Annotated in this window: 19 protein-coding genes and 1 tRNA gene; 8 read left to right on the top strand and 12 right to left on the bottom strand. The window is 57.7% G+C overall.

From position 1 onward, the window contains the following. Window positions 1–137 precede the first annotated feature (137 nt). Entirely contained in the window at window positions 138–1,520 is a 1,383-nt protein-coding gene (locus MHY22_RS07965) for a hypothetical protein (RefSeq protein WP_239278849.1), read from the top strand. A 40-nt stretch (window positions 1,521–1,560) separates the two neighbouring features. Here the strand turns inward: MHY22_RS07965 and MHY22_RS07960 are convergent, their stop codons facing one another. The 4 genes from MHY22_RS07960 to MHY22_RS07945 are packed head-to-tail and all read right to left on the bottom strand — an operon-like array spanning window position 1,561 to window position 5,061. After that, a complete protein-coding gene (locus MHY22_RS07960; protein WP_239278848.1) occupies window positions 1,561–2,169 on the bottom strand; it encodes a response regulator transcription factor in 609 nt (202 codons plus the stop codon). After that, entirely contained in the window at window positions 2,162–3,307 is a 1,146-nt protein-coding gene (locus MHY22_RS07955; protein ID WP_239278847.1) for a sensor histidine kinase, read from the bottom strand. The genes MHY22_RS07960 and MHY22_RS07955 overlap by 8 nt, the downstream gene beginning before the upstream one ends. Continuing rightward, the gene (locus MHY22_RS07950) at window positions 3,307–4,098 is read right to left on the bottom strand and encodes a hypothetical protein (RefSeq protein WP_049378113.1); all 792 of its coding nucleotides are present in this window, start codon (window positions 4,096–4,098) and stop codon (window positions 3,307–3,309) included. The genes MHY22_RS07955 and MHY22_RS07950 overlap by 1 nt, the downstream gene beginning before the upstream one ends. A 39-nt stretch (window positions 4,099–4,137) precedes the next feature. Continuing rightward, window positions 4,138–5,061, bottom strand: a complete 924-nt coding sequence (locus MHY22_RS07945) for an ABC transporter ATP-binding protein (RefSeq protein ID WP_239278846.1) — start codon at window positions 5,059–5,061, stop codon at window positions 4,138–4,140. Window positions 5,062–5,152: 91 nt separating this feature from the next. Here MHY22_RS07945 and MHY22_RS07940 point away from each other — a divergent pair, with 91 nt between their 5' ends. Further along, on the top strand, window positions 5,153–5,725 hold the full coding sequence (locus MHY22_RS07940) for a cadmium resistance transporter (RefSeq protein ID WP_239278845.1): 573 nt from the start codon (window positions 5,153–5,155) through the stop codon (window positions 5,723–5,725). A 49-nt stretch (window positions 5,726–5,774) separates the two neighbouring features. Here the strand turns inward: MHY22_RS07940 and MHY22_RS07935 are convergent. The 3 genes from MHY22_RS07935 to MHY22_RS07925 all read right to left on the bottom strand — a co-directional run bounded on the left by MHY22_RS07935 (window position 5,775) and on the right by MHY22_RS07925 (window position 7,466). Then, window positions 5,775–5,848 (bottom strand) — tRNA-Pro (locus tag MHY22_RS07935). A 71-nt stretch (window positions 5,849–5,919) separates the two neighbouring features. Further along, entirely contained in the window at window positions 5,920–6,309 is a 390-nt protein-coding gene (locus MHY22_RS07930) for a YchJ family protein (RefSeq protein WP_239278844.1), read from the bottom strand. Next, window positions 6,309–7,466, bottom strand: coding sequence for a S9 family peptidase (locus MHY22_RS07925; RefSeq protein WP_239278843.1), 1,158 nt, complete (start codon window positions 7,464–7,466; stop codon window positions 6,309–6,311). The genes MHY22_RS07930 and MHY22_RS07925 overlap by 1 nt, the downstream gene beginning before the upstream one ends. A gap of 87 nt (window positions 7,467–7,553) precedes the next feature. On the opposite strand from MHY22_RS07925, the gene secA2 reads away from it, so the two are divergent. From secA2 to MHY22_RS07900, 5 genes are all read left to right on the top strand, one after another. Next, window positions 7,554–9,845 (top strand): accessory Sec system translocase SecA2, encoded by a 2,292-nt coding sequence (gene secA2, locus MHY22_RS07920; protein WP_239278841.1) that lies wholly within the window; start codon window positions 7,554–7,556, stop codon window positions 9,843–9,845. 85 nt (window positions 9,846–9,930) lie between these two features. Beyond that, window positions 9,931–10,365: an oxoglutarate dehydrogenase inhibitor Odhl gene (odhI, locus tag MHY22_RS07915; RefSeq protein ID WP_239278840.1), complete on the top strand. Its 435-nt coding sequence runs from the start codon at window positions 9,931–9,933 to the stop codon at window positions 10,363–10,365. Between the two features lie 98 nt (window positions 10,366–10,463). After that, entirely contained in the window at window positions 10,464–11,210 is a 747-nt protein-coding gene (locus MHY22_RS07910; protein WP_049378120.1) for a MerR family transcriptional regulator, read from the top strand. Between the two features lie 38 nt (window positions 11,211–11,248). After that, on the top strand, window positions 11,249–11,842 hold the full coding sequence (locus tag MHY22_RS07905) for a bifunctional nuclease family protein (RefSeq protein ID WP_239278839.1): 594 nt from the start codon (window positions 11,249–11,251) through the stop codon (window positions 11,840–11,842). 146 nt (window positions 11,843–11,988) lie between these two features. Then, window positions 11,989–12,552, top strand: a complete 564-nt coding sequence (locus tag MHY22_RS07900; protein ID WP_204609122.1) for a MerR family transcriptional regulator — start codon at window positions 11,989–11,991, stop codon at window positions 12,550–12,552. Between the two features lie 284 nt (window positions 12,553–12,836). Here the strand turns inward: MHY22_RS07900 and MHY22_RS07895 are convergent, their stop codons facing one another. The 4 genes from MHY22_RS07895 to gndA all read right to left on the bottom strand — a co-directional run bounded on the left by MHY22_RS07895 (window position 12,837) and on the right by gndA (window position 17,447). Then, window positions 12,837–13,679, bottom strand: a complete 843-nt coding sequence (locus tag MHY22_RS07895; protein ID WP_239278838.1) for a hypothetical protein — start codon at window positions 13,677–13,679, stop codon at window positions 12,837–12,839. Window positions 13,680–13,719: 40 nt separating this feature from the next. Beyond that, window positions 13,720–14,568: a 3-methyladenine DNA glycosylase gene (locus tag MHY22_RS07890; protein ID WP_239278837.1), complete on the bottom strand. Its 849-nt coding sequence runs from the start codon at window positions 14,566–14,568 to the stop codon at window positions 13,720–13,722. A gap of 19 nt (window positions 14,569–14,587) precedes the next feature. Beyond that, window positions 14,588–15,886, bottom strand: coding sequence for a DEAD/DEAH box helicase (locus tag MHY22_RS07885; RefSeq protein WP_239278836.1), 1,299 nt, complete (start codon window positions 15,884–15,886; stop codon window positions 14,588–14,590). 109 nt (window positions 15,887–15,995) lie between these two features. After that, window positions 15,996–17,447 carry an NADP-dependent phosphogluconate dehydrogenase gene (gene gndA, locus MHY22_RS07880; RefSeq protein WP_239278835.1) on the bottom strand — a complete coding sequence of 484 codons (1,452 nt, stop codon included), beginning with the start codon at window positions 17,445–17,447 and terminating at the stop codon, window positions 15,996–15,998. Window positions 17,448–17,506: 59 nt separating this feature from the next. Here gndA and MHY22_RS07875 point away from each other — a divergent pair, with 59 nt between their 5' ends. Beyond that, window positions 17,507–17,953: a PaaI family thioesterase gene (locus tag MHY22_RS07875; RefSeq protein ID WP_239278834.1), complete on the top strand. Its 447-nt coding sequence runs from the start codon at window positions 17,507–17,509 to the stop codon at window positions 17,951–17,953. On the opposite strand, the gene MHY22_RS07870 is transcribed toward MHY22_RS07875, so the two are convergent. Beyond that, a complete protein-coding gene (locus tag MHY22_RS07870) occupies window positions 17,950–19,116 on the bottom strand; it encodes a trans-acting enoyl reductase family protein (protein WP_239278833.1) in 1,167 nt (388 codons plus the stop codon). The genes MHY22_RS07875 and MHY22_RS07870 overlap by 4 nt on opposite strands. Window positions 19,117–19,130: the final 14 nt, after the last annotated feature.

The raw sequence follows: 19,130 nt of genomic DNA, 5'->3' as shown, positions 1-19,130 counted from the left end.
GGCCAAAGCTATATAAAGACCAGCGGCATAAAGCTGGCAAAGGTCTATTCTGGTGCTCCCACCTTTTTGTGGGTGACTCAACTTATAGAGTGAACGTATCCCAAGCAATTCTGCATGAAATCGCTAGGATTATATTTGTGAACAATCTTGAAGGCACCGTTTCCCATGCGGGCTCCACTAAGCAGCGTTTGTTGGAGCAGAGTGCCCGTATCTTGGCTAAGGGTGGGTGCGACGCTTTAAAGGTTTGTGCTGTGGCGGAGCAGATCGCTGTTCCAGTCGATGAAGCTAAGTCCTTCTTTGAAGATGACCACGACCTTTTCATTCAAACCAGCCGGTTCTTGGATGAGCGTCTCCGAGTAGCGTCCTACGAGGCACTCGATAATTTGCCGGATGACGCGACCGCGATCCAGAAACTTTGCGAATCTGCCAAGGTCTACTTCAACTTGGCTGTTGATAACCCCACTTACTTCGCCGCTTATAACAACGGCGAGACGGCAACGAGCTTTCCCAACTTTGAGGACGGCATCGAAGAGGCGAAAAGCTTTGATGCCTTCCCGCCCGCCTTCCGCTGGATGCTTGAACACATGCGGGAAGCCGCCATTGCAGCACGCGGCGATTTTGATCACCGCTTGGTAGTGATTCAAACACTTACTTTCTTGTCTGAGTTGCAGGGTATTACTCACTTGGCCACGTTCGGCATTATGCGTCATCTCTCGCCCACGGCGAAGAAGCAGACCTTCAATGCTTGCATTGAGACTTTATTTTCTGGGTTGGAAGATAGCTTGCGTGACGGGGAGATTGCGCCCTTTGAACCGCTAGCACTCGTTGGCGGTCCAGCGGAACCGTTTACTACAGCAGCAAAGGACATGCCAAAGTCTACGGCTGAGGAAAAGCGTGCAGCTATCTTCCGTGGTGCGGCCGAAGAGATTGTCTATAACGGTCTGCCTAGCTTGCATCTCGGCTCAGCTGCTGCCCGAGCAGGTGTAGATTTGGCAGACGCAGAGCATCTTTTCGATGGTAATTCTCACCTGCTGCGTTCTTTGGAAGAGTCTTTGGATGAAGCCAATACGCTAGCGATCATGCGCCAGAACCAGGCCGTGCCAGAAGGATCCCACGGGCTGGATTATATTAAGGCAACCGGCTTCGGATATTTGGAGTATGCGCTGGAAGACCCCGTCGGCTTCGTCGCCCTTATCGAAGTATCAAGCCGCTCGATTGTCCCCGTCTCTTTCGAAGAGTCCGGCGATACTGAGCAGCCATTTGATATGGGTAAGGCCTTTACCTACATCATGAATCTGGTGCGCGATGCCATTTCCGAGTCGAATGGGCCACGATCTCCATGGATTCTCTTTACCCAGATTGCGGCGCTGTGGGCCTCCATCCACGGCCTCTCGCAGTTGAGTACTGTAGGAGCCCTGCGCTATCACTCGGCTGATTTCTACTTCAACCTAGCTTCCAAGGTGATGGACGTAGTCATTCAGGGCATGGTCAATGTTCTTGAGCTAAAGCAGCCAGAATAGGAAGCCAAGCAAAAGGGGCCGCGCAGTGGGCTTCCTTTTTCTATATCCATCCCTGGGCATGTGCAGTAGTTGCTGCTTCAAAGCGGTTCCCAGTTCCTGTCTTGGCGATGAGCGATGAGACAATATTGCGCACTGTGCCAGTGCTCAGGTGAAGATGCCCGGCAATCTGGCGGGTGTCGCTTCCCTCCAAGACATGACATGCGATCTCCTTTTCGCGTGCGGTTAGTGGATTGTCGGGCGTGAAAATAGTCTCTTGGGCCAGTGCAGGGTCGATGACCTTTAGACCGGCGTGCACTCGCCTTATGGCTTCGGCAAGTTGTTCGGGTGGGGTGTCCTTGACTACGAAGCCAGCTACGCCTGTTTCCAAAGCACGTTTGACGTAGCCACTGCGCCCAAAGGTCGTGACAATCAGGCTGCGGCAACCCGTGCTCTCAAGTTCAGCGGCCGCATCAAGACCGTTCTTACCGGGCATTTCAATATCAAGTAGCGCAACGTCGACGCCATGCTTGGCGACGAGCCCCGCAACCTCCGCGCCCGTTGCGCACTCAGCCACAACGCTGATATCTGGCTCTGTATCTAAGAGGGCAACTAGCGCCCCACGCACCAATGATTGGTCCTCAGCAATGAGAACGCGGATGGGATTAGTCATTGCCTGAGCCTCCGGCGGTAGTAAGAGGGAGAAAGTCCGTGTCGCCATTCATAGTAACCAAGGCCAAAGTACAGCCATTGCGGTGCGCAAAGAGCAGCTGTCCGCCCGCATCTGTTATACGTTTGCGCAAACCGACAATCCCACCGTGGGCACGAGAAAGACTTTCGTCAGCGTCAAACCCGCAGCCATCGTCTACCACTTGGAGTTGGTGGTCTGTCACCTGGACCCAACAGTGCGCTGCGCCTGAGTGGCGGACCACGTTTGTGCTTAGCTCGCGCAGGGCCCAGGAAAATTCGGCGTCGTAAAGCCCAGCACTTTTGGCCGCAGATGGCAAGTGCGATGCAATGCCTGCAGTCTCGAGTGCCCTTTGGGCTGCGTGGATTTCTCCTTCAAAAGTGGGCATGCGCATCCGGGTTACTGTGGAGCGGACTTCCGCCAAGCCCCTCCGAGACAGCGCGCTCACCTCCTGGAGCTCCTGCTGCGCCCGTTGCGGATCCGAATCTATTAGACGGCGGGCAAGCTCTGATTTGAGGTTGATAACGGTTAAAGAGTGGCCCAAGAGATCGTGAACATCGGTAGCGATATCCTCGCGTTGGCGTGCCAAGTCCAATTCATGCTCCAATTCAGCGCGGCTATCTTCGCGCTGGGAAAATGTACCTAGCAGCACTAGTAGTATTGGCCAGACGAAAAGGACTATCAGGGCCCAGCCGGTGCTTTCAGGAGCGAAGAACCACGTGGTGGTGGCGAGCACGGTCCCCACGAGCAGGGTAAGCGCTAATGCTCGGCGTAGCGGAAGGTTAAAGCCGAGCAGCGCCGCAAGGTAGGGCACAAACGTGACGGCTATTATCCCGAAGAAACCAATTGATATCGCTGCAATGGCCGCGAGTGACACCCAGTAGAGCCCGATCCGCTGTCCTAACCGCCATCCGCGTGGGTAGTAGCCCACTGCGCCAAAAGAAAAGAAGTAGACAGCACTAAACGCTAAAACGCACGCAGAAGCCCCAATTCGTTCAACGAGCGTCGTGCCCGGCGCGGCAAAGGTCATCACCAACCCGGGAACGAGGAAGACCAACCATACGCTGGCAAAAAGAGCGCTATTAAGGCTAAAACCGCGCCACGGATCGCGAAAGGGGCCCATTAACGGCGCGCCTTGTCGCGGGAGCGCAGCACCAGGCAAGCGGCGAGAAAGATGGTCGTCCATACCGCGAAGTTTAACCATGCGGCCCACATGGGGTGCGACACGGTGCCTTCCTCCCCGCTAAGAAACTGCATGCCTTCTGCAAGGGGCCACTGGGCGAGCACAACCGGGCCAAAGAGGGGAGTGAAGCGGCCCAATTCCATCAGCGGCTCAGTAAGTGGAGTGAATACATTGGCGGCAAAGAGGAAGAGGACAACGGAGGTCGAGGCGATTGCGACAGAATTGTCGGTGGGCAAAGCCATGGCCCACACCAAGCCATAAAAGCCAAAGGGAATGGAAACTAGGACGCAAGCGATGAAGGCTAAAATCCACTGGTGTGGTTGCATCGAGGCTTGTGTCACGGCGCCGGTGATAAATACCGCGGTGATGGGGAGCAGTGCCTGAAAGCCGATTGATATGAGGTTTGCCCACAGAAGCTGTCGTGGGTGCAGGGGAGTGAGGGCTAATTGACGCGCCCACCCAGTCTTCGCATCTGTTACGGCGGAGCCAGCGGCAGATACGGAACCTGCCACGCCGCCGTAAAGGGCCATGCTGATCATCTCTAAGGCGGCGAAGTTTCCTCCTTTAAAGGGGGCATCACCAAAATCCATCATGGTGCCAAAGAGGAGGTAAAAAAATACCGGCAAGATGGTGCTGAAAAAGAGGGGAGTAAGGTTGCGACGAAGGCGCAGCAGGTTGTGAGTGGCAAACCGGAGAGTGCGCGCACTGGTCGTTGCAGCTTGTGTGGTCATGGCATGTTCCTTTCGCGAAGTAGCCAACGGAGCGACGGGCTAGGACTGGGACGCTGTCAAAGCAAGAAATGCGTCCTCTAAGGAGTGTTTGCGAATAGTCAGGTCATGGGCCGTGGTGTGATTGAGAAGGTAATTCGCAAGTACATCGGAGTCACGGGTGGTCATCCGGGCGTGAGTGCCAGACAAGGAAATCTCGGCGACGGTGGGTAGCTCTTTCGCATTTAAAGGTGTGCCGTCGAACTTTGCCTCGACTATGCGCTTGCCTGACTGTTCGCGCAGTTCTGTGGCCTGAGCATCTGCGCGCAGCTTTCCTTCATGCAGGAGGATTATCCTTGCTGCAAAATTGTCTGCCTCTTCGAGGTAGTGCGTAGCGAAGACAATGGTGCGTCCCTGTTCTGCTTGTCTGTGCATGGTGGACCAGAACTCGTGGCGCGCTTGAGCATCCATGCCAGCTGTAGGCTCATCGAGCAATAAAATGTGGGGATTGCCTAAAAGAGCGAGGGCGAATCGCACGCGTTGTTGCTCGCCACCAGAGCATTTTCCTACTGGGCGGTGCAGGATCCGGTCTAGGTCTGCTTGTTTGGCAACTTCTCCGATGGGAAGGGGATGGGGAAAGGTAGAGGAAATCATCTTTAGGGTGTCCAAGACTGTGAGCTCGGGTAGCAGGCCACCGGTTTGCAGCACGGCGCCAATCTGTGCCGCGCGGATCGCGGTGTGCGGTGTGTGTCCAAGCACGGAAACGCTGCCGGAGGTGGGTGTGGTGAGCCCGAGGATGAGGTCAAAAAGGGTGGTTTTGCCTGCTCCATTGGTTCCTAGTAGGCCTACGATCTCGCCTTGGGCGATGCTGAAGGAAATTTCGCTGAGCGCATGGACGGGATGGGAGGATCTCGTGGCGAAGGTTTTACTGACTCCGGATACGTCTATAGCCAGCGGTTGTGCGGTTGATGGATCTGTAGTTCTCATACCTGGAAAGTATCCGTAGCCAGCAAAAATGATGAATAGGATCTGTCAGCACATTTTCATGACAAGTGTCATGACGCGGTAAGGTAGGAAAGTGCTTACTACTCTCGCAGCGGCTACTGGACTATTCGTGGCCACCAACATCGATGACATTGTGGTGTTGTCCCTCTTCTTCGCCCGTGGAGCTGGACGCAAGGGCACGACGCCCGCGATTCTGCTAGGTCAGTATTTGGGTTTTCTCGGCATACTAGCGGCCTCTGCCGTTGTCGGGCTGGGCTTTAATGCTGTTTTGCCTGAGGAATTGATTCGCTACTTTGGTCTCATTCCATTGTTTTTAGGCCTATGGGCAGCGTGGCAAGCATTCCGGGGTGAGGACGACGATGAGGACGTTTCGGGTAAAAGGCTGAGCGCCCTGGTGGTAGCCGGGGTGACTTTTGCCAACGGTGGCGACAATATCGGCGTCTATGTACCAGTGTTTACCACCTCTACGCCGGCTGAGGTAGCGATCTATTGCGTGGTCTTTTTAATCCTCGTGGCGCCCCTAGTGCGGGCAGCGCGGTTTGTGGCCACGCGGCCGGGCATTGCAGAAGCACTGGAAAAGTGGGAAAGCGTGCTGTTTCCCACGGTCCTCATTCTACTGGGAATTGCGATCTTGCTTGCAGTGTAAACGCGGAATAGAAAAAGCCGGCACCTTCACGGTGCCGGCTGAATATTTGTCGGGCTAACAGGATTTGAACCTGCGACCCCTACACCCCCAGTGTAGTGCGCTACCAAACTGCGCCATAGCCCGCCGTCGAACTGTGCGACTTGTCTAGATTACATCAGTAGGATTCTACTGTGAAATTTGGGGTGTAACCTGCGCTAAAACTCGCCGCTGGAGTACACCCAAGCGCCGCCGACGCGGCGAAACGAGGAACGCTCGCGTTGTGAGCCAACGGCCGCGCCTTTATAAAAGGCCTCAAACTCCACCACGCCGGAACTATCGAGCAATCCGCCTGCTTGGGTGTCCAGGATATCGAGGCGATAAAACCGGACGGGAGAATCAGCCAAGTCGAGTGTTACAGGGCGAGTATCGGGATCCCACGTACGGAGGAGATAGGCTTCGTCTCCAGTAACAAAGGCGCTAAAGCGCGAGCGCATGAGCGCCTCCGCAGTGGGGGCGTTGGTGCCGGCATGGTACTTGCCACAGCACTCGCCGTAGGTCAGGCCGGTGCCGCACGGGCAGCGGCGCGAGGGATCAAAGGCTGCCATTAGTGCGCGTCCACGTCCACGATGGTGACGTTGCCGAGCATGCGCTCAACATCGGTGTCCTTCGCGGCAGAGCGCAGGTCGGACTTTTCTTCCGCTGACAGTTTTCCGGCAAGCTCGATGCGGCGTTCGAAGCTAGCGGGGCCGGTTTGGGTGATGCTCACGTGGACGTCGTCAAGCGCAAGCCTCTTGCCGGCATCCTTGATTGCTTGGGTGGCGGCCGTAGCCAGCGCGGACATAACAAGGCCCTCTGCGGTAAAGCCCTTACCCTTGCCGCCATTCTTCTTCGTGCGGTCGGCACTGAGGTTGTGGTCATTATGGCGGACGACCACGCCGAATTTGGTGCCGGTGGCCGGCTGCGCAACGGCGGCGTCGGTTCCTACTTCCTCCGGGCGGTAATCAGGAACGATAAACTGCTCGGCCCACGCACCGATGAGATCCGCAGCGCGGGCTGCCGTGCCCTGCTTGGTGAGCAGATGATCGGTCTTGTCCAGGGAAACCAAGGATTTGGGGTAGCGCGTGAGCAGGAAGATATTTTGCGCATTGTCTATGCCCACCGTCTGGTCAATGGGTGAGTGCAACACCATCAACGGCTTGCGGAGCTTGGGCAGGTACTCCTCGGGGTTAGTATCTGCCAAGTCCTCGAGGAACTTGCGGGAAATGATAAGGCCGCGGCCGCCGAGGATGACTTCCACCTCGCCGTTGGCGTCGACCTCGCCGATCTTGTCCGCATAGTGAAGCACGGAGTGGGCAGGATCAAAGGGCGCGCCAATGGTGGCTACCGCCTTAAGTGATTTCATGGTGGTGGCCGCCTTCAATGCAGCGGCGCCACCGAGCGAGTGGCCCATGAGCAATTGTGGGGCAGAGTAGTTCTCCGTCAGCCAGGCGGCAGCGGCATGGATATCATCAACATTTTGGCTAAAGGTAGTATCGCCAAATTCTCCGGCGGACTGGCCAAGACCGGGAAAATCGAAACGCAAAGTGGCGATGCCGAACTCGGTGAGCTGCTTCGCGGTGCGGGCAGCACCGGGAGTGTGGCGCGAGCCGGCGAAGCAATGGGCAAAGATGGCATAGGCGATCGGGGGAGAATCCGGGAAGTCGATGGTTCCGGCCATCTCGGTTCCCCGGCTCGAAGGCAGCTTAACATTGACGGATTGCATGAGAACTACAATAACGGGCCTCTTACCCGCAAGCCATACCAGGTTGACTACAGTCGATAGGAGCAATCCAAATAAGGAGGATGAGGTATGGGCGCGTTCGATTGGTTCTGGAAAGCAATGGGCTCGCAAAGCGAGCGTAACGATAAGAAATCCAAGGCCATCGTGGGTTCAGCCGATGAAGCGGCTCGGGCATTGGGCCAGCAAGACGACGCAGCTGTAGCCCAAGCTGCACGCGATGCCGTTGCAGGCGGCGAGATTGCGGATAAGGCGCAGTTCCTCGCGGCCCTAGCGGTAGCGTGCGAGCGCACCCTAGGGATGCATCCCTTCAATGTGCAGTCCCAAGCCGTGCTGCGCCTGCTTACCGGAGACGTCATCCAAATGGCCACCGGCGAAGGCAAAACTTTGGTGGGTGCCATGGCGGCTACGGGTTTCGCGTTGACTGGCAAACGCGTCCACGTGGTCACCGTCAATAACTATCTCGCCGCCCGCGACGCCGAATGGATGCGCCCTGTCGTGGAGTTCTTTGGCTTAAGCGTTGCCTCGGTGACGGAGGGCATGACACCGGACGAGCGCCGCGCTGCCTATGCACAGGATATTATCTACGCACCGGTCAACGAGCTGGGCTTTGATCTGCTCCGCGATAACCAAATTACCGACCGCTCCCACACGGTGCAGGCCGCCGGCGACGTTGCCCTCGTGGATGAAGCCGATTCCGTCCTAGTGGATGAGGCTCTTGTGCCCCTAGTGCTGGCCGGTAATCGGCCAGGTGAAGCACCCACCGGGCACATCACCAATGTGGTATCCCGCCTGCGCGAGAAGCTGGATTACTCCATCTCTGAGGACGGCCGCACCGTTCAGCTGACCGAGAACGGTGCCCGCCGCGTGGAGCAGGAATTGGGCATTGATTCGCTCTATTCGGAGGAAAATATCGGCACCATCTTGGTGAAGGTCAACCTCGCCCTGCATGCCAAGGCCCTGCTTATCCGGGACATCCACTACATCGTGGTCGATGGCAAGCTGCAGCTTATCGACGCCTCCAGGGGCCGCGTTGCCGACCTACAACGCTGGCCTGATGGGCTCCAAGCGGCAGTAGAAGCCAAGGAAGGCCTAGAGGTTTCCGAAGGCGGACGCATCCTCGACACCATCACGCTGCAAGAACTTATGCGACGTTACCCACTTGTGTGCGGCATGACGGGTACCGCGGTGGAGGCGACCGATCAACTGCGGCAGTTCTATGATCTTCATGTATCCGTGATCGACCGCAATAAGCCGCTGCAGCGCTTTGATGAGCAAGACCGCATTTTTGCGACCGTCGATGATAAATCCGCCGCCATCGTGGAGGAAATAGCCACCATTCACGCCACGGGGCAACCCATCCTTGTGGGCACGCAGGATGTCGCCGAGTCGGAAGATCTGGCAGAGGCCTTGCGCGAGCGGGGCATTGACGTCAATGTGCTCAACGCCAAAAATGATGAGCAGGAGGCACAGATCGTTGCCGAGGCCGGCGATATTGGACGCGTTACCGTCTCTACGCAGATGGCCGGGCGCGGCACCGATATTAAGCTGGGCGGTGCTAAAGAAGCTGACCATGATGCAGTAGCGGAGTTGGGTGGCTTGGCGGTTATCGGTACCTCCCGCCACCGCACCGCCCGCTTGGATAACCAGTTGCGCGGACGTGCAGGCCGGCAGGGCGATCCGGGCCTGTCCCTATTCTTCGTCTCCCTTGAGGACGATGTGGTCCAGCAAGGCGGCGACGGCGAGACTGTGCGTGCTCAACCGGCAGAAGATGGGCGCATTGAATCCAAGCGAGTAAGTGATTTCGTGGCACACTGCCAGCGCGTGACCGAGGGTCAACTACTCGAAATTCATGCCCAGACCTGGAAGTATAACCAGCTCCTAGCCGATCAGCGCATCATTATTGATGAGCGCCGAGCCAAGCTGTTGGATACAGATCAGGCCTGGCAGGAACTAACCCAACGTGCTCCGGAGCGTGCAGCAGAGCTATCAGAGGTTCCAGAGGAAGCCCGCATCAAGGCCGCGCGCGAAATTATGCTGTATCACTTGGACTTGGCCTGGGCCGACCACCTAGAGCTCATGGACGATGTGCGCGAGTCGATCCATCTGCGCGCCATCGCCCGAGAGACTCCCATCGACGAGTACCACCGCATTGCGGTGAGGGAGTTTAAGGACTTGGCTCAGAGGGCCGTCGACAAGTCTGTGGAGACTTTCCGTACAGTGCTTATCGATGCCGCCGGGGCACACCTCGATGACGCCGGTCTCGCTCGTCCGAGTGCTACATGGACTTACATGGTGTCCGATAACCCCCTTGCGGGCAAGGGAAATTCCGTGCTGAGCGGCATCGGAAACATTTTCCGGTGAAATTATTCCCCACGAAGGGGTCACGGACTCACATGAGTCGCTAGTATTGTTATAAGTAACTCGTAACTAATCCCCGGAGGTAACAATGAGCGAGAACACCGGAACCCCGGAACCACAGGTAGAGACCACATCTGTATTCCGCGCAGACCTGCTCAAGGAGATGGAAAACGGCGCGAATGGCAATGATGCTACCGTTGCCGGCACCGACAACCTGGCGGAAGGTCAGGCCCTCCTCGTGGTAAAGCGTGGCCCGAATGCGGGTGCCCGCTTCTTGCTGGATCAAGCGACTACTACCGCCGGCCGCCACCCCGAGGCAGACATTTTCCTCGATGACGTTACGGTGTCCCGCCGCCACGCGGAGCTTCGCAAGAATGATGACGGCAAGTTTGAGGTAGTTGATGTGGGCTCCCTGAACGGAACCTACGTTAACCGCGAGCCCCGCAACTCCCAGGTGCTCGAGGTAGGAGACGAAATCCAGATTGGCAAGTTCCGCTTGGTTTTCATCGCTAACCAGAGCTAATTTTTTACGTAGACTAGCCGCGCTTCCTTACTAGGAGGGGCGGTGTAGTCTACTTATGGCACGATAAGAACTTTCAGTACCCCTAAGAGATAGACACAGTGAGCGCAGCAGATTCTTCGGCAGCAGCAGTACGCCGCACCAGCCCTAAAGCTAAGAAGCCAAAGACCATGTCCATTGGCGTGGTTTTGGAAACGCTGAATCAGCAATTCCCAGACGTCACGGTGTCTAAGATTCGCTTCCTCGAATCTGAGGGGCTCATCAGTCCACAGCGCACGGCCTCTGGCTATCGCCGCTTCACCCAAGAAGACGTGGACAGACTGCGGTATATTCTCACCACTCAGCGCGATAACTATACGCCGCTGAAGGTTATCCGCGAGCAGCTAGAAGCCATGGATTCCGGCCAGGTGACCGCCATTGTTTCTGCGGGAAATGCAGAAACCCTACTCTCGCCGCAGCAGTTTAGGGCCCCTGTGGTCACGCGCCTGACCGACGTAGAGGTAGCTACCCAAGCTAGTGCCAGCGAAGATGATGTAGCTTCCTTGGTTAAATATGGCCTCATCCGCCCGGATGCCGCAGGCTTTTTCAATACCGACGACGTAGCCATTGTCTCTGCAGCGGTGGCCCTCAAAGCTTTTGGTTTTGGCGCCCGTGAACTCAAGTCCCTGCGTAATAACGCCCGCCGGCAGGCTGATTTGATTTCCCAGGCGGCAGCTCCCGTGGCACACTCAAACTCTGATACCGCGCATCAGAAAGCAGAGGAAATCTCCCAGCAAATGACCGCTCTAGTGGTCTCCTTGCACGCAACTCTGGTGAAGTCGGATCTGCGCGACGAATACCACTCCTAATACACACGTAATCCCGCGTTTGTGGGAGAGTGGTATTTATGAGTGATGTATCCCTAGAGTTTCACGGTATCCACCAGGTAGGCCCCGAAGACGATGTGTGCGCTGTGCTGCGCTGGCCGGAAGAGAACCGGTTGATCCCCGTGTGGATCTCCCCGATTGAAGGCATGCAACTAGCTGCCGCTTTAGACGGCCGCCAGCCTAATCGTCCCACCTCGCACGATCTTATCTGCGAGGTACTAGAGGGCACTGGCGGGGTAGAGGCCATTGAAATTGCCAACTACCACCAGGGAACGTTCATGGTAGATATTAAGGCTCCGAACGGAGAGGTTTATGACTCTCGGTTGAGCGACGCACTTGCCGTATCCGAATATTTCCACGTCCCCATTTCAGCCGAGGCGGATCTCCTTGCCCAGGTTTCCGTATATGCCAGTGATGCAGACGTGAAAGAGTACTTCGACCTGGAAATTTCCACCCACGCCGCAGGCGATAATCTACCAGCCAGCGAAAACAATGATTCCTCGACCTCGGCGTCGGGAAATGCCCAGGCAGATGCGGATTTTGAAGCCATGATGAGGTCTTTGGGTATGGAGGAAAAGGATTTCCTATCGGGGGATGACGACGAAAAAAGTTAATGACACGCGTGTGACTAATGGTGACAATGGGGTTTGAGAAGTCTAAAGTTGTACTTGACAGTTGAGCAAGCAGCGCTTGACGGGCGTATGCGCTTGGCTTTTAATTGATCTTTAGAAATTCCAACAAACCCCATTGGAGTAATTACGTGAGCATTAACGAGGACTCCCAGTCCGAATCCACCTACGTACAGGAATCGCTTTTTGACGTCGGACCCGACGAAGAGGTGGGCTACCGCGTTCCCATCGCTTGCCAAGTTGCCGGCATCACCTACCGCCAGCTGGACTATTGGGCACGCACCAACCTGGTCAACCCTTCCATCCGCACGGCGCGCGGCTCCGGCTCCCAGCGCCTGTACTCCTTCAAGGATGTACTGGTGCTCAAGATTGTGAAGCGCCTCCTGGATACCGGCATTTCTCTGCAAAATATCCGATTGGCAGTTGAGTCCCTGCGGGATCGTGGTGTGAATGACCTAGCAGAGCTCACCCTCGTATCCGACGGCACTACCGTTTATGAGTGCCGTTCCAACGATGAGGTCATTGACTTGCTCGCCGGCGGCCAAGGCGTCTTCGGCATTGCAGTTCCGGGCATCTTGAAGGAGCTCTCCGGCACCATTTCTTCTTTCCCTTCGGAACGCATCGAAGACTTCGCCGAAGACAATGTAGTCGGCCTCGACGAGTTGGCCGCTCGTCGCAAGCGCAAGAGCTCCTAGGCTCGTCCACACAGAATCCACCCTCCTTCCCAGCTCACGGGGAAGCAGGGTGGATTTTTGATCTCTATCGCAATGAGTGCACCATCCAAGACAGTCTATTCCGCGCTGTGTGGCCTCGCGGGATCGAAGTCGAGCCCAGGCTTAGTACCCGAGCCGACTCTGTGTTTAGATCTGGTGCAGTGCCCGTAGTTCCGCGGTGTAGGAGAGCACTAGTCACAATAAGCCGACAAGAAAGGCACCGAACGAGGCGTCGTTCGGTGCCGTAGGCAAGGAAGAGTTGCGTATTAGACTCCTGCGGCCTTATTAATTGCTCCAGAGACCGTCGCTTCATCGGCTGAGTCAACAGAGGTGAAGCTATCAGCCGCGGACTTCAGTGCGGCATCGACATTGCCTTCACCGACATGGACGACGCTGAGGGAAACGTCCTTGGAGGCGGCGTCTTCAAGAGCGGACGTGAATTGCGCGTCACCCATGTCCTGCTCGGTACCAGTAGTTACCACGACCACGCGTGCCTTGTCGCCAGTTCCTGCGGCTTGATCGGCGGCATTGGCGATAGCTGCTACAACGGCGCTGCGTGTTTGTGGAACACCGCCAGTTCCAAAGCCACCGAGCGTTCCGGATACAGCGTTGCCATCACCAAAGCCTAGGTTTTGTCGGAAGCCAACCGTGGCGGTCTCGGAGATAGGAGAGGAGTAGTTCCACAAAGAAACTGCTCCGCCGTCAGCGGCTAGGTCAGAAGCAGTGGTGCCCAAGGCTTCGGATACAGGGCCGTACATCGGCGCCATGGCCGTAGAGGTATCCAAGAGCAGGAGCGTATTTGCCGCCATCGTCACATCGGGCTTGGGAGCTGCTGCGGAACTCGTCGCTGGAGCGGAGCTCTTCGGGGAAGAACTCTTGGGGGCAGCGGAGGTGGAAGCACTGGAAGCAGCTGTCGTACTGGTCTCCGGTGCGTCCTCGGTGCTGCTTTCCACTGCGGCGGGTGCGGCGGAGTCTTCGCCGTCGTCGTTGCCTGCGCCGCGCAAAAGGAAGACCACCAAGGCAATTATGGCCAGCAGCGCGATAATAGCCACCGCAATAACCCATCCCGCTACTGCGAAGCTATTTTTCCCGTTTGAATGCCGTGCCATGTGGTGTCTTCCTCCCAAACAAACTGCCGTTGTTAGTGGCTCATTCTAGCGGGGCAACTGCTTGATCTATCACAGCGACAAGCCGGTCTCGCAGTGGTTTAGCTGTGAGCGCCAGCGTTCGTTGCCTCGAGACGTACTCGGCCTTGCCCTCAGGGGTCTCGATGGGTACCACGCCAAGTCCCCAATCACGGCAGTCATAAGGAGATGCCTCCATGTCAAGGATGCGCGCTTCAATCGCCAAATCCAGACATTCAAGGAAAAGTTCGCCTGGTACGAGAGGTCCCAGCTTCCAGGCCCACTTATATAGATCCATCGTGACGTGTACGCAGCCTGCCTGGTCATTGTCGGGCTGATCTTCACGATGCAGGACAGTGAGGTTAAGAGGGCGAGCAGGAGGGGTAAAGAACCGGAAGGCATCATAGTGAGAACACTTAATTGAGTGCTCATCGACAACCCGGTTGGTGCCGTCCGCACCGAGCCGCAAGGGCAGCGAATGACGCGGGGAATCTGTGTGGTAGACCATTGCCCATTCATGCAGACCGAAGCAGTCAAAGTGGACCGGATTGGTCGCGGAACGCCGAAGCAGATTGGAGATATAGCGAACCGAGTCACCACGACGCTCTAGAAAGCTGGCGAGGTCGACGGTGATGCCTTCTGAGGTGGCGTAATAATCCCGCCATTCAGCGTGCGGAGGAGTGCCTGCTAGCGCAGTTCCTACACCCGGGTGCCAGCGCTTAAGGTGAGAAGGACGTACGGGGTAGTACTCAAAGAGAAAATCGAAAACAGGGTGGTAGCTGCCAGGATGCCGGAAGCGCTCCAAGCGGTCTGTGGCTTGCTTTTCGTGTTCATGCTGTTGAGCACTCCAGTCCTCAGGGCTCAAGATGCGCATGAGCGTTCACCTCCTTGACTTAACGGCGTCGGCGGCGGGCGACTTTGCCGCCCGAGCGGCGGCGTTGAGAGTTGGACTTCTTGACAGATTTCGCCGGTTTCTGGGGCGCGCTCTGCCCGGGTGGGGGAAGGGCAGGGCCATTGGGCTTGCGAGCGCCCGTAATCTCCTTAAGGATCGGTGCGCCAGCAGGATTGTCACGGTGAGAAATATCGTGCTCCGTAGCTGTGACCCCGGCTTTCTTAATGAGAGCGGCTACTTCTTTGCGTTGTTCATCCATGACCAAAGTGATCACGGTACCCGCAGCACCACCGCGTGCCGTGCGGCCGGCGCGATGGAGATAGGCTTTGTGCTCTGCGGGCGGATCGACGTGAACGACGAGTGAAACGTCCACAATATCGATACCGCGGGCGGCAATATCGGTGGCGACCAAGACCGGAATGCTGCCATCGGCGAAGCCTTCGATTGCGCGGGTACGCGCGCCTTGGCCTTTATCGCCATGCAATGGATAAGCGTTGATGCCAGAGCGACGCAATTTCTTGACCTGCCTGTCCACGCCGTGCTTGGTGCGCATAAACATGATGGTTTTGCCTTGGCGGGCAGCGATGCGCAGCACCACCTCGTTGCGGGCGGGACGCTCGCCGACGAAAAAGAGGTGATGGGACATGGAATCCACTGCAGCTTGCACCGGGGCTGTGGAGTGGACCACCGGGTCATGGAGGAATTGCTCCACCAGCTTATTGACTTCGCCGTCAAGCGTCGCCGAAAACAGCAAGCGCTGGCCTTGCACCGGAGTTAGGCGCAGAAGCCTGCGTACCTGGGGCAAAAAGCCCATATCGGCCATCTGGTCGGCTTCATCCAGTGCAGTAATCTGGACCGCATCCAAATGCAGCTTGCCCTGGTCAATGAGATCCTGGGCACGGCCAGGGGTAGCAACAAGAACATCAACGGGGCGGGCGAGGGAGCGGATATGGTGATTAATATTTACCCCGCCCACGACAGCGAGCACTCTTAAGCCCAGCGTTGCCGCAGGTTCATCAAGGCGCTGGTGAATTTGAGTAGCCAACTCGCGGGTGGGGGCGAGGATGAGCGCACGGGGATGAGCAGGCTTGGATGCACCTGTTCCGGCAATGCGGGCGAGCATGGGCAGGCCAAAGGTATAGGTCTTGCCCGACCCGGTTGGGCCGCGGCCGAGTACGTCTTTGCCTGCGAGGGCGTCGGGAATCGCGGCTTTTTGAATAGGAAACGGTTCGGTAATGCCTTGGTTGCGCAGAATGCGCACCAGGCGCTGGGGAAGGCCGAGATCGGCAAAGGTAGTCATCGCTTTCCCATCCTATCGGCAGCGTGTCGGATCGCCGCATTCAACGGGAAAGACCTGCTCGGAAACGTGATTGGGGCCCCGAAGGGCCCCTGAACACGTCACTGCGAATCTAGTCGGTCTGGGTCAGGCTGCGGTCACCGGACCACTCAATGTGGAAGGTGCCCGGCTTGTCGGTGCGCTTGAAGGTGTGGGCGCCGAAGAAATCGCGCTGGCCCTGAATGAGAGCGGCCGGCAGGCGCTCGGCACGCAGGCTGTCGTAGTAGGAGAGGGACGACGCAAAGACCGGTGCCGGAAGTCCCAGCTGGGTAGCGGCGACGACCACGCGGCGCCAAGGGTCGATGAGGTCTTCCAGCTCGCCCTTGAAGTAGGGATCGAGGATGAGGGCGGGCAAGTCCGCGTTATTGTCATAGGCTGCCCGGATGCGATCCAAGAACTTGGCGCGGATGATGCAGCCGCCGCGCCAGATGGTTGCTAGATCGCGCGGGTCAACGTCCCAACCAAATTCTTCGGATCCTGCCTTAATCTCGTCAAAGCCCTGGGAGTAAGCAATGAGCTTGGCGGCATAGAGCGCGCGGCGCACATCCTCGATGAACTCGGCCTTGTCCACGTCCAGGGCCTTGATGGTGCCGGCGGGAAGCTGGCCTTCTTGGGCGGCGCTGCGCTGCGCGGTGGAGGAGGACAGCGCGCGGGCGAAGACGGATTCGGCAATACCGGTAATCGGAACGCCGAGCTCCAATCCATTGATGGCAGTCCACCGGCCGGTGCCCTTCTGGCCGGCGGCGTCCACGATGACGTCTACAAGCGGGGCGCCAGTCTCCGGATCCTTTTGGGCCAGAACCTCGGCGGTGATTTCAATGAGGTAGGAATCAAGGTCGCCGGAGTTCCATTCGCGGAATACCTCTGCGATTTCGGCCGGCTCCATGCCTGCGCCATAGCGCAGCAGCTGATAAGCCTCGCCGATGACCTGCATATCGGCGTACTCGATGCCATTGTGGACCATCTTGACAAAGTGGCCGGCGCCGTCCGGACCAATGTGGGTTACACACGGGGTGCCATCCACATTCGCAGCGATGGACTCAAGAATCGGGCCGAGGGTCTCCCACGACTCCTTGGGGCCGCCGGGCATGATGGAGGGGCCATTGAGCGCGCCCTCCTCGCCGCCGGAGATTCCGGCGCCGACGAAATGCTTGCTGCGGGCGGCTACGTCCTTCTCGCGGCGAATGGTGTCAGTGAACAAGGCATTTCCGCCGTCGATGATGATATCGCCATCATCCATGGCCTCGGCCAGCTGATCGATGACCGCATCGGTGGCCTTGCCAGCCTTGACCATGATGATTGCCTTGCGTGGGCGCTCCAAAGAAGCCACAAAGTCCTCGATGGATTCCGAAGGCACGAAGTTGCCTTCTTCACCGTGGGTCTCAATGAGCGCATGGGTCTTTTCAGGGCTGCGGTTATACACCGCTACGGTATTGCCGTTGCGGGCAAAGTTACGGGCCAAATTAGAACCCATGACCGCCAATCCCACGACGCCAATCTGAGCAAGTTCATTCTTATCAGTCATGCTGCCTATCCTACGTCACTAGGATGCGAGGCTGGCATCAATGGCTAGGCTGGTGGACTATGTCGGATACGCAGAAACTCAATGACTTGCTCCACCTCGCGCACACGCGAGTGCTCAATGCAGAAGAACTGGAGTCTCTCAATGCCTTAAACGGCGGCCTTGCGGCATTGCTAGGACTGCAGTTCACCTACGTGGGCCCGCGCGAGGCCCGGGCGACACTGCAGGTGCTGCCGGAGCATCACCAGCCCTGGGGAGTAGCCAACGGCGGGTTGTATTGCTCTATCGCAGAAACCGTGGCCTCCATTGCCAGCGTGGCGGCTGCCGACGCTCCCGCGGTCGGCGTCAATAACTCCAGCGACTTTATTCGATCCACAGGTGAGGGCGAGTTAGAAGCCGTGGCTACGCCAGTGCAGCTAGGCGGCCGCACCCATGTGTGGAGCGTCGAGATGCGGCAAGGCCGCGAGCTTATCGCCCGCACCACCTTGCGCACAATGATTCTGCGCTAGTTTACCCGAGCGGCGGTAAAAGACATGCCGTGGGCGGAAAGCCGCTGCAGATAAGGCTTTCCAAGTCCGGTGGCCGGGGTGAGTACGCCGCCTGCGCGGTTAGTACCGGAGCGCGAATCGAGCAAGCAGAGCGCAGCCTGGCTCAGCATCATGGCGGTGACTTCATAGCCTGGGTCGCCTTGTGCTGACACAGTTGCTCGCCAGCGTTCGCCATCTTCGGTAATGCCGTGGTGGCTGACTTGGAAATGCGCACCGCTAGGTCCGGGTGTGGGCAGAACCTTTTCCACCAGTGGGCGCAGGCGCGACTGAGTGCCATCAAAAAGTAGCTTGGTGGCGAGCGCCAGCCCATAGGCGCGTGCGCGACCGAGAAGACCGGTGCCAGCCCACCATGCTTCCTTGTAAAACAGGCGTGTGCCCCACGCGCGCCCCAGCAGAGCGTTAGAGCGGCGCACCACGCGGGTATTGAACATGGACATGAAAAAGGGGCCTACCCAGCCCACACCGTCGACTTCTTTAATTTCGAAGTCCTTCTGGAGGCCGTCTAAGCGTGGCCCGGCCTTGGGATCCGGGTCCAGGGAGTAAGGATTGTGCAGGTTGCGGGCTACCTCTTTATCCGCGTGCGCGGCATGCGAGACCTGCAGGGAAGACTCGATGGTGCCCGGAGAGATTCCGCCTTTGAGCTTGTCGACGACCATCTGTACTCGTGCAAACGGCTTTCCTGCCGCCTGGTAGAGATTGAGCATGCCAATATCTGAGGGCACGGAATCAAAGCCGCAGGAGTGAACGATGCGCGCACCCGTGGATTGGGCGGTGGCGTGGTGGGAATCGATGCTGCGGCGAATAAAGGGAACCTCACCGCAGAGGTCAACATAGTCCACGCCATGGCGCGCGCAGGCGGCAACGACGTGGCCGCCATACAGGCTGTAGGGGCCGACCACGGTGATGAGCACCTTGGTACCTTCCACCATGCGCTCCACAGCGGCGGCATCATCGGCGGCGGCGATGGCGATGTCCCAGTGCGGATTGAGTTCATCGCGCAGCGCGGCTAGCACCGGTCGGTTCCGGCCGGCCAGAGTCACAGAGGGCGCGTTAATCGAGGCAAGGTAGCGCGCCACCAATTGGCCGACCAGCCCGGTAGCGCCATAAACAGTGATATCGCTCATAGCGCACCAGCGTA

This window comes from Corynebacterium sp. ACRPO, from assembly GCF_022347205.1.
Taxonomy (GTDB): Bacteria; Actinomycetota; Actinomycetes; order Mycobacteriales; family Mycobacteriaceae; genus Corynebacterium.
The sequence above is the reverse complement of the archived record's forward strand: the minus strand, read 5'-3'. Positions and strand labels throughout refer to the sequence as shown.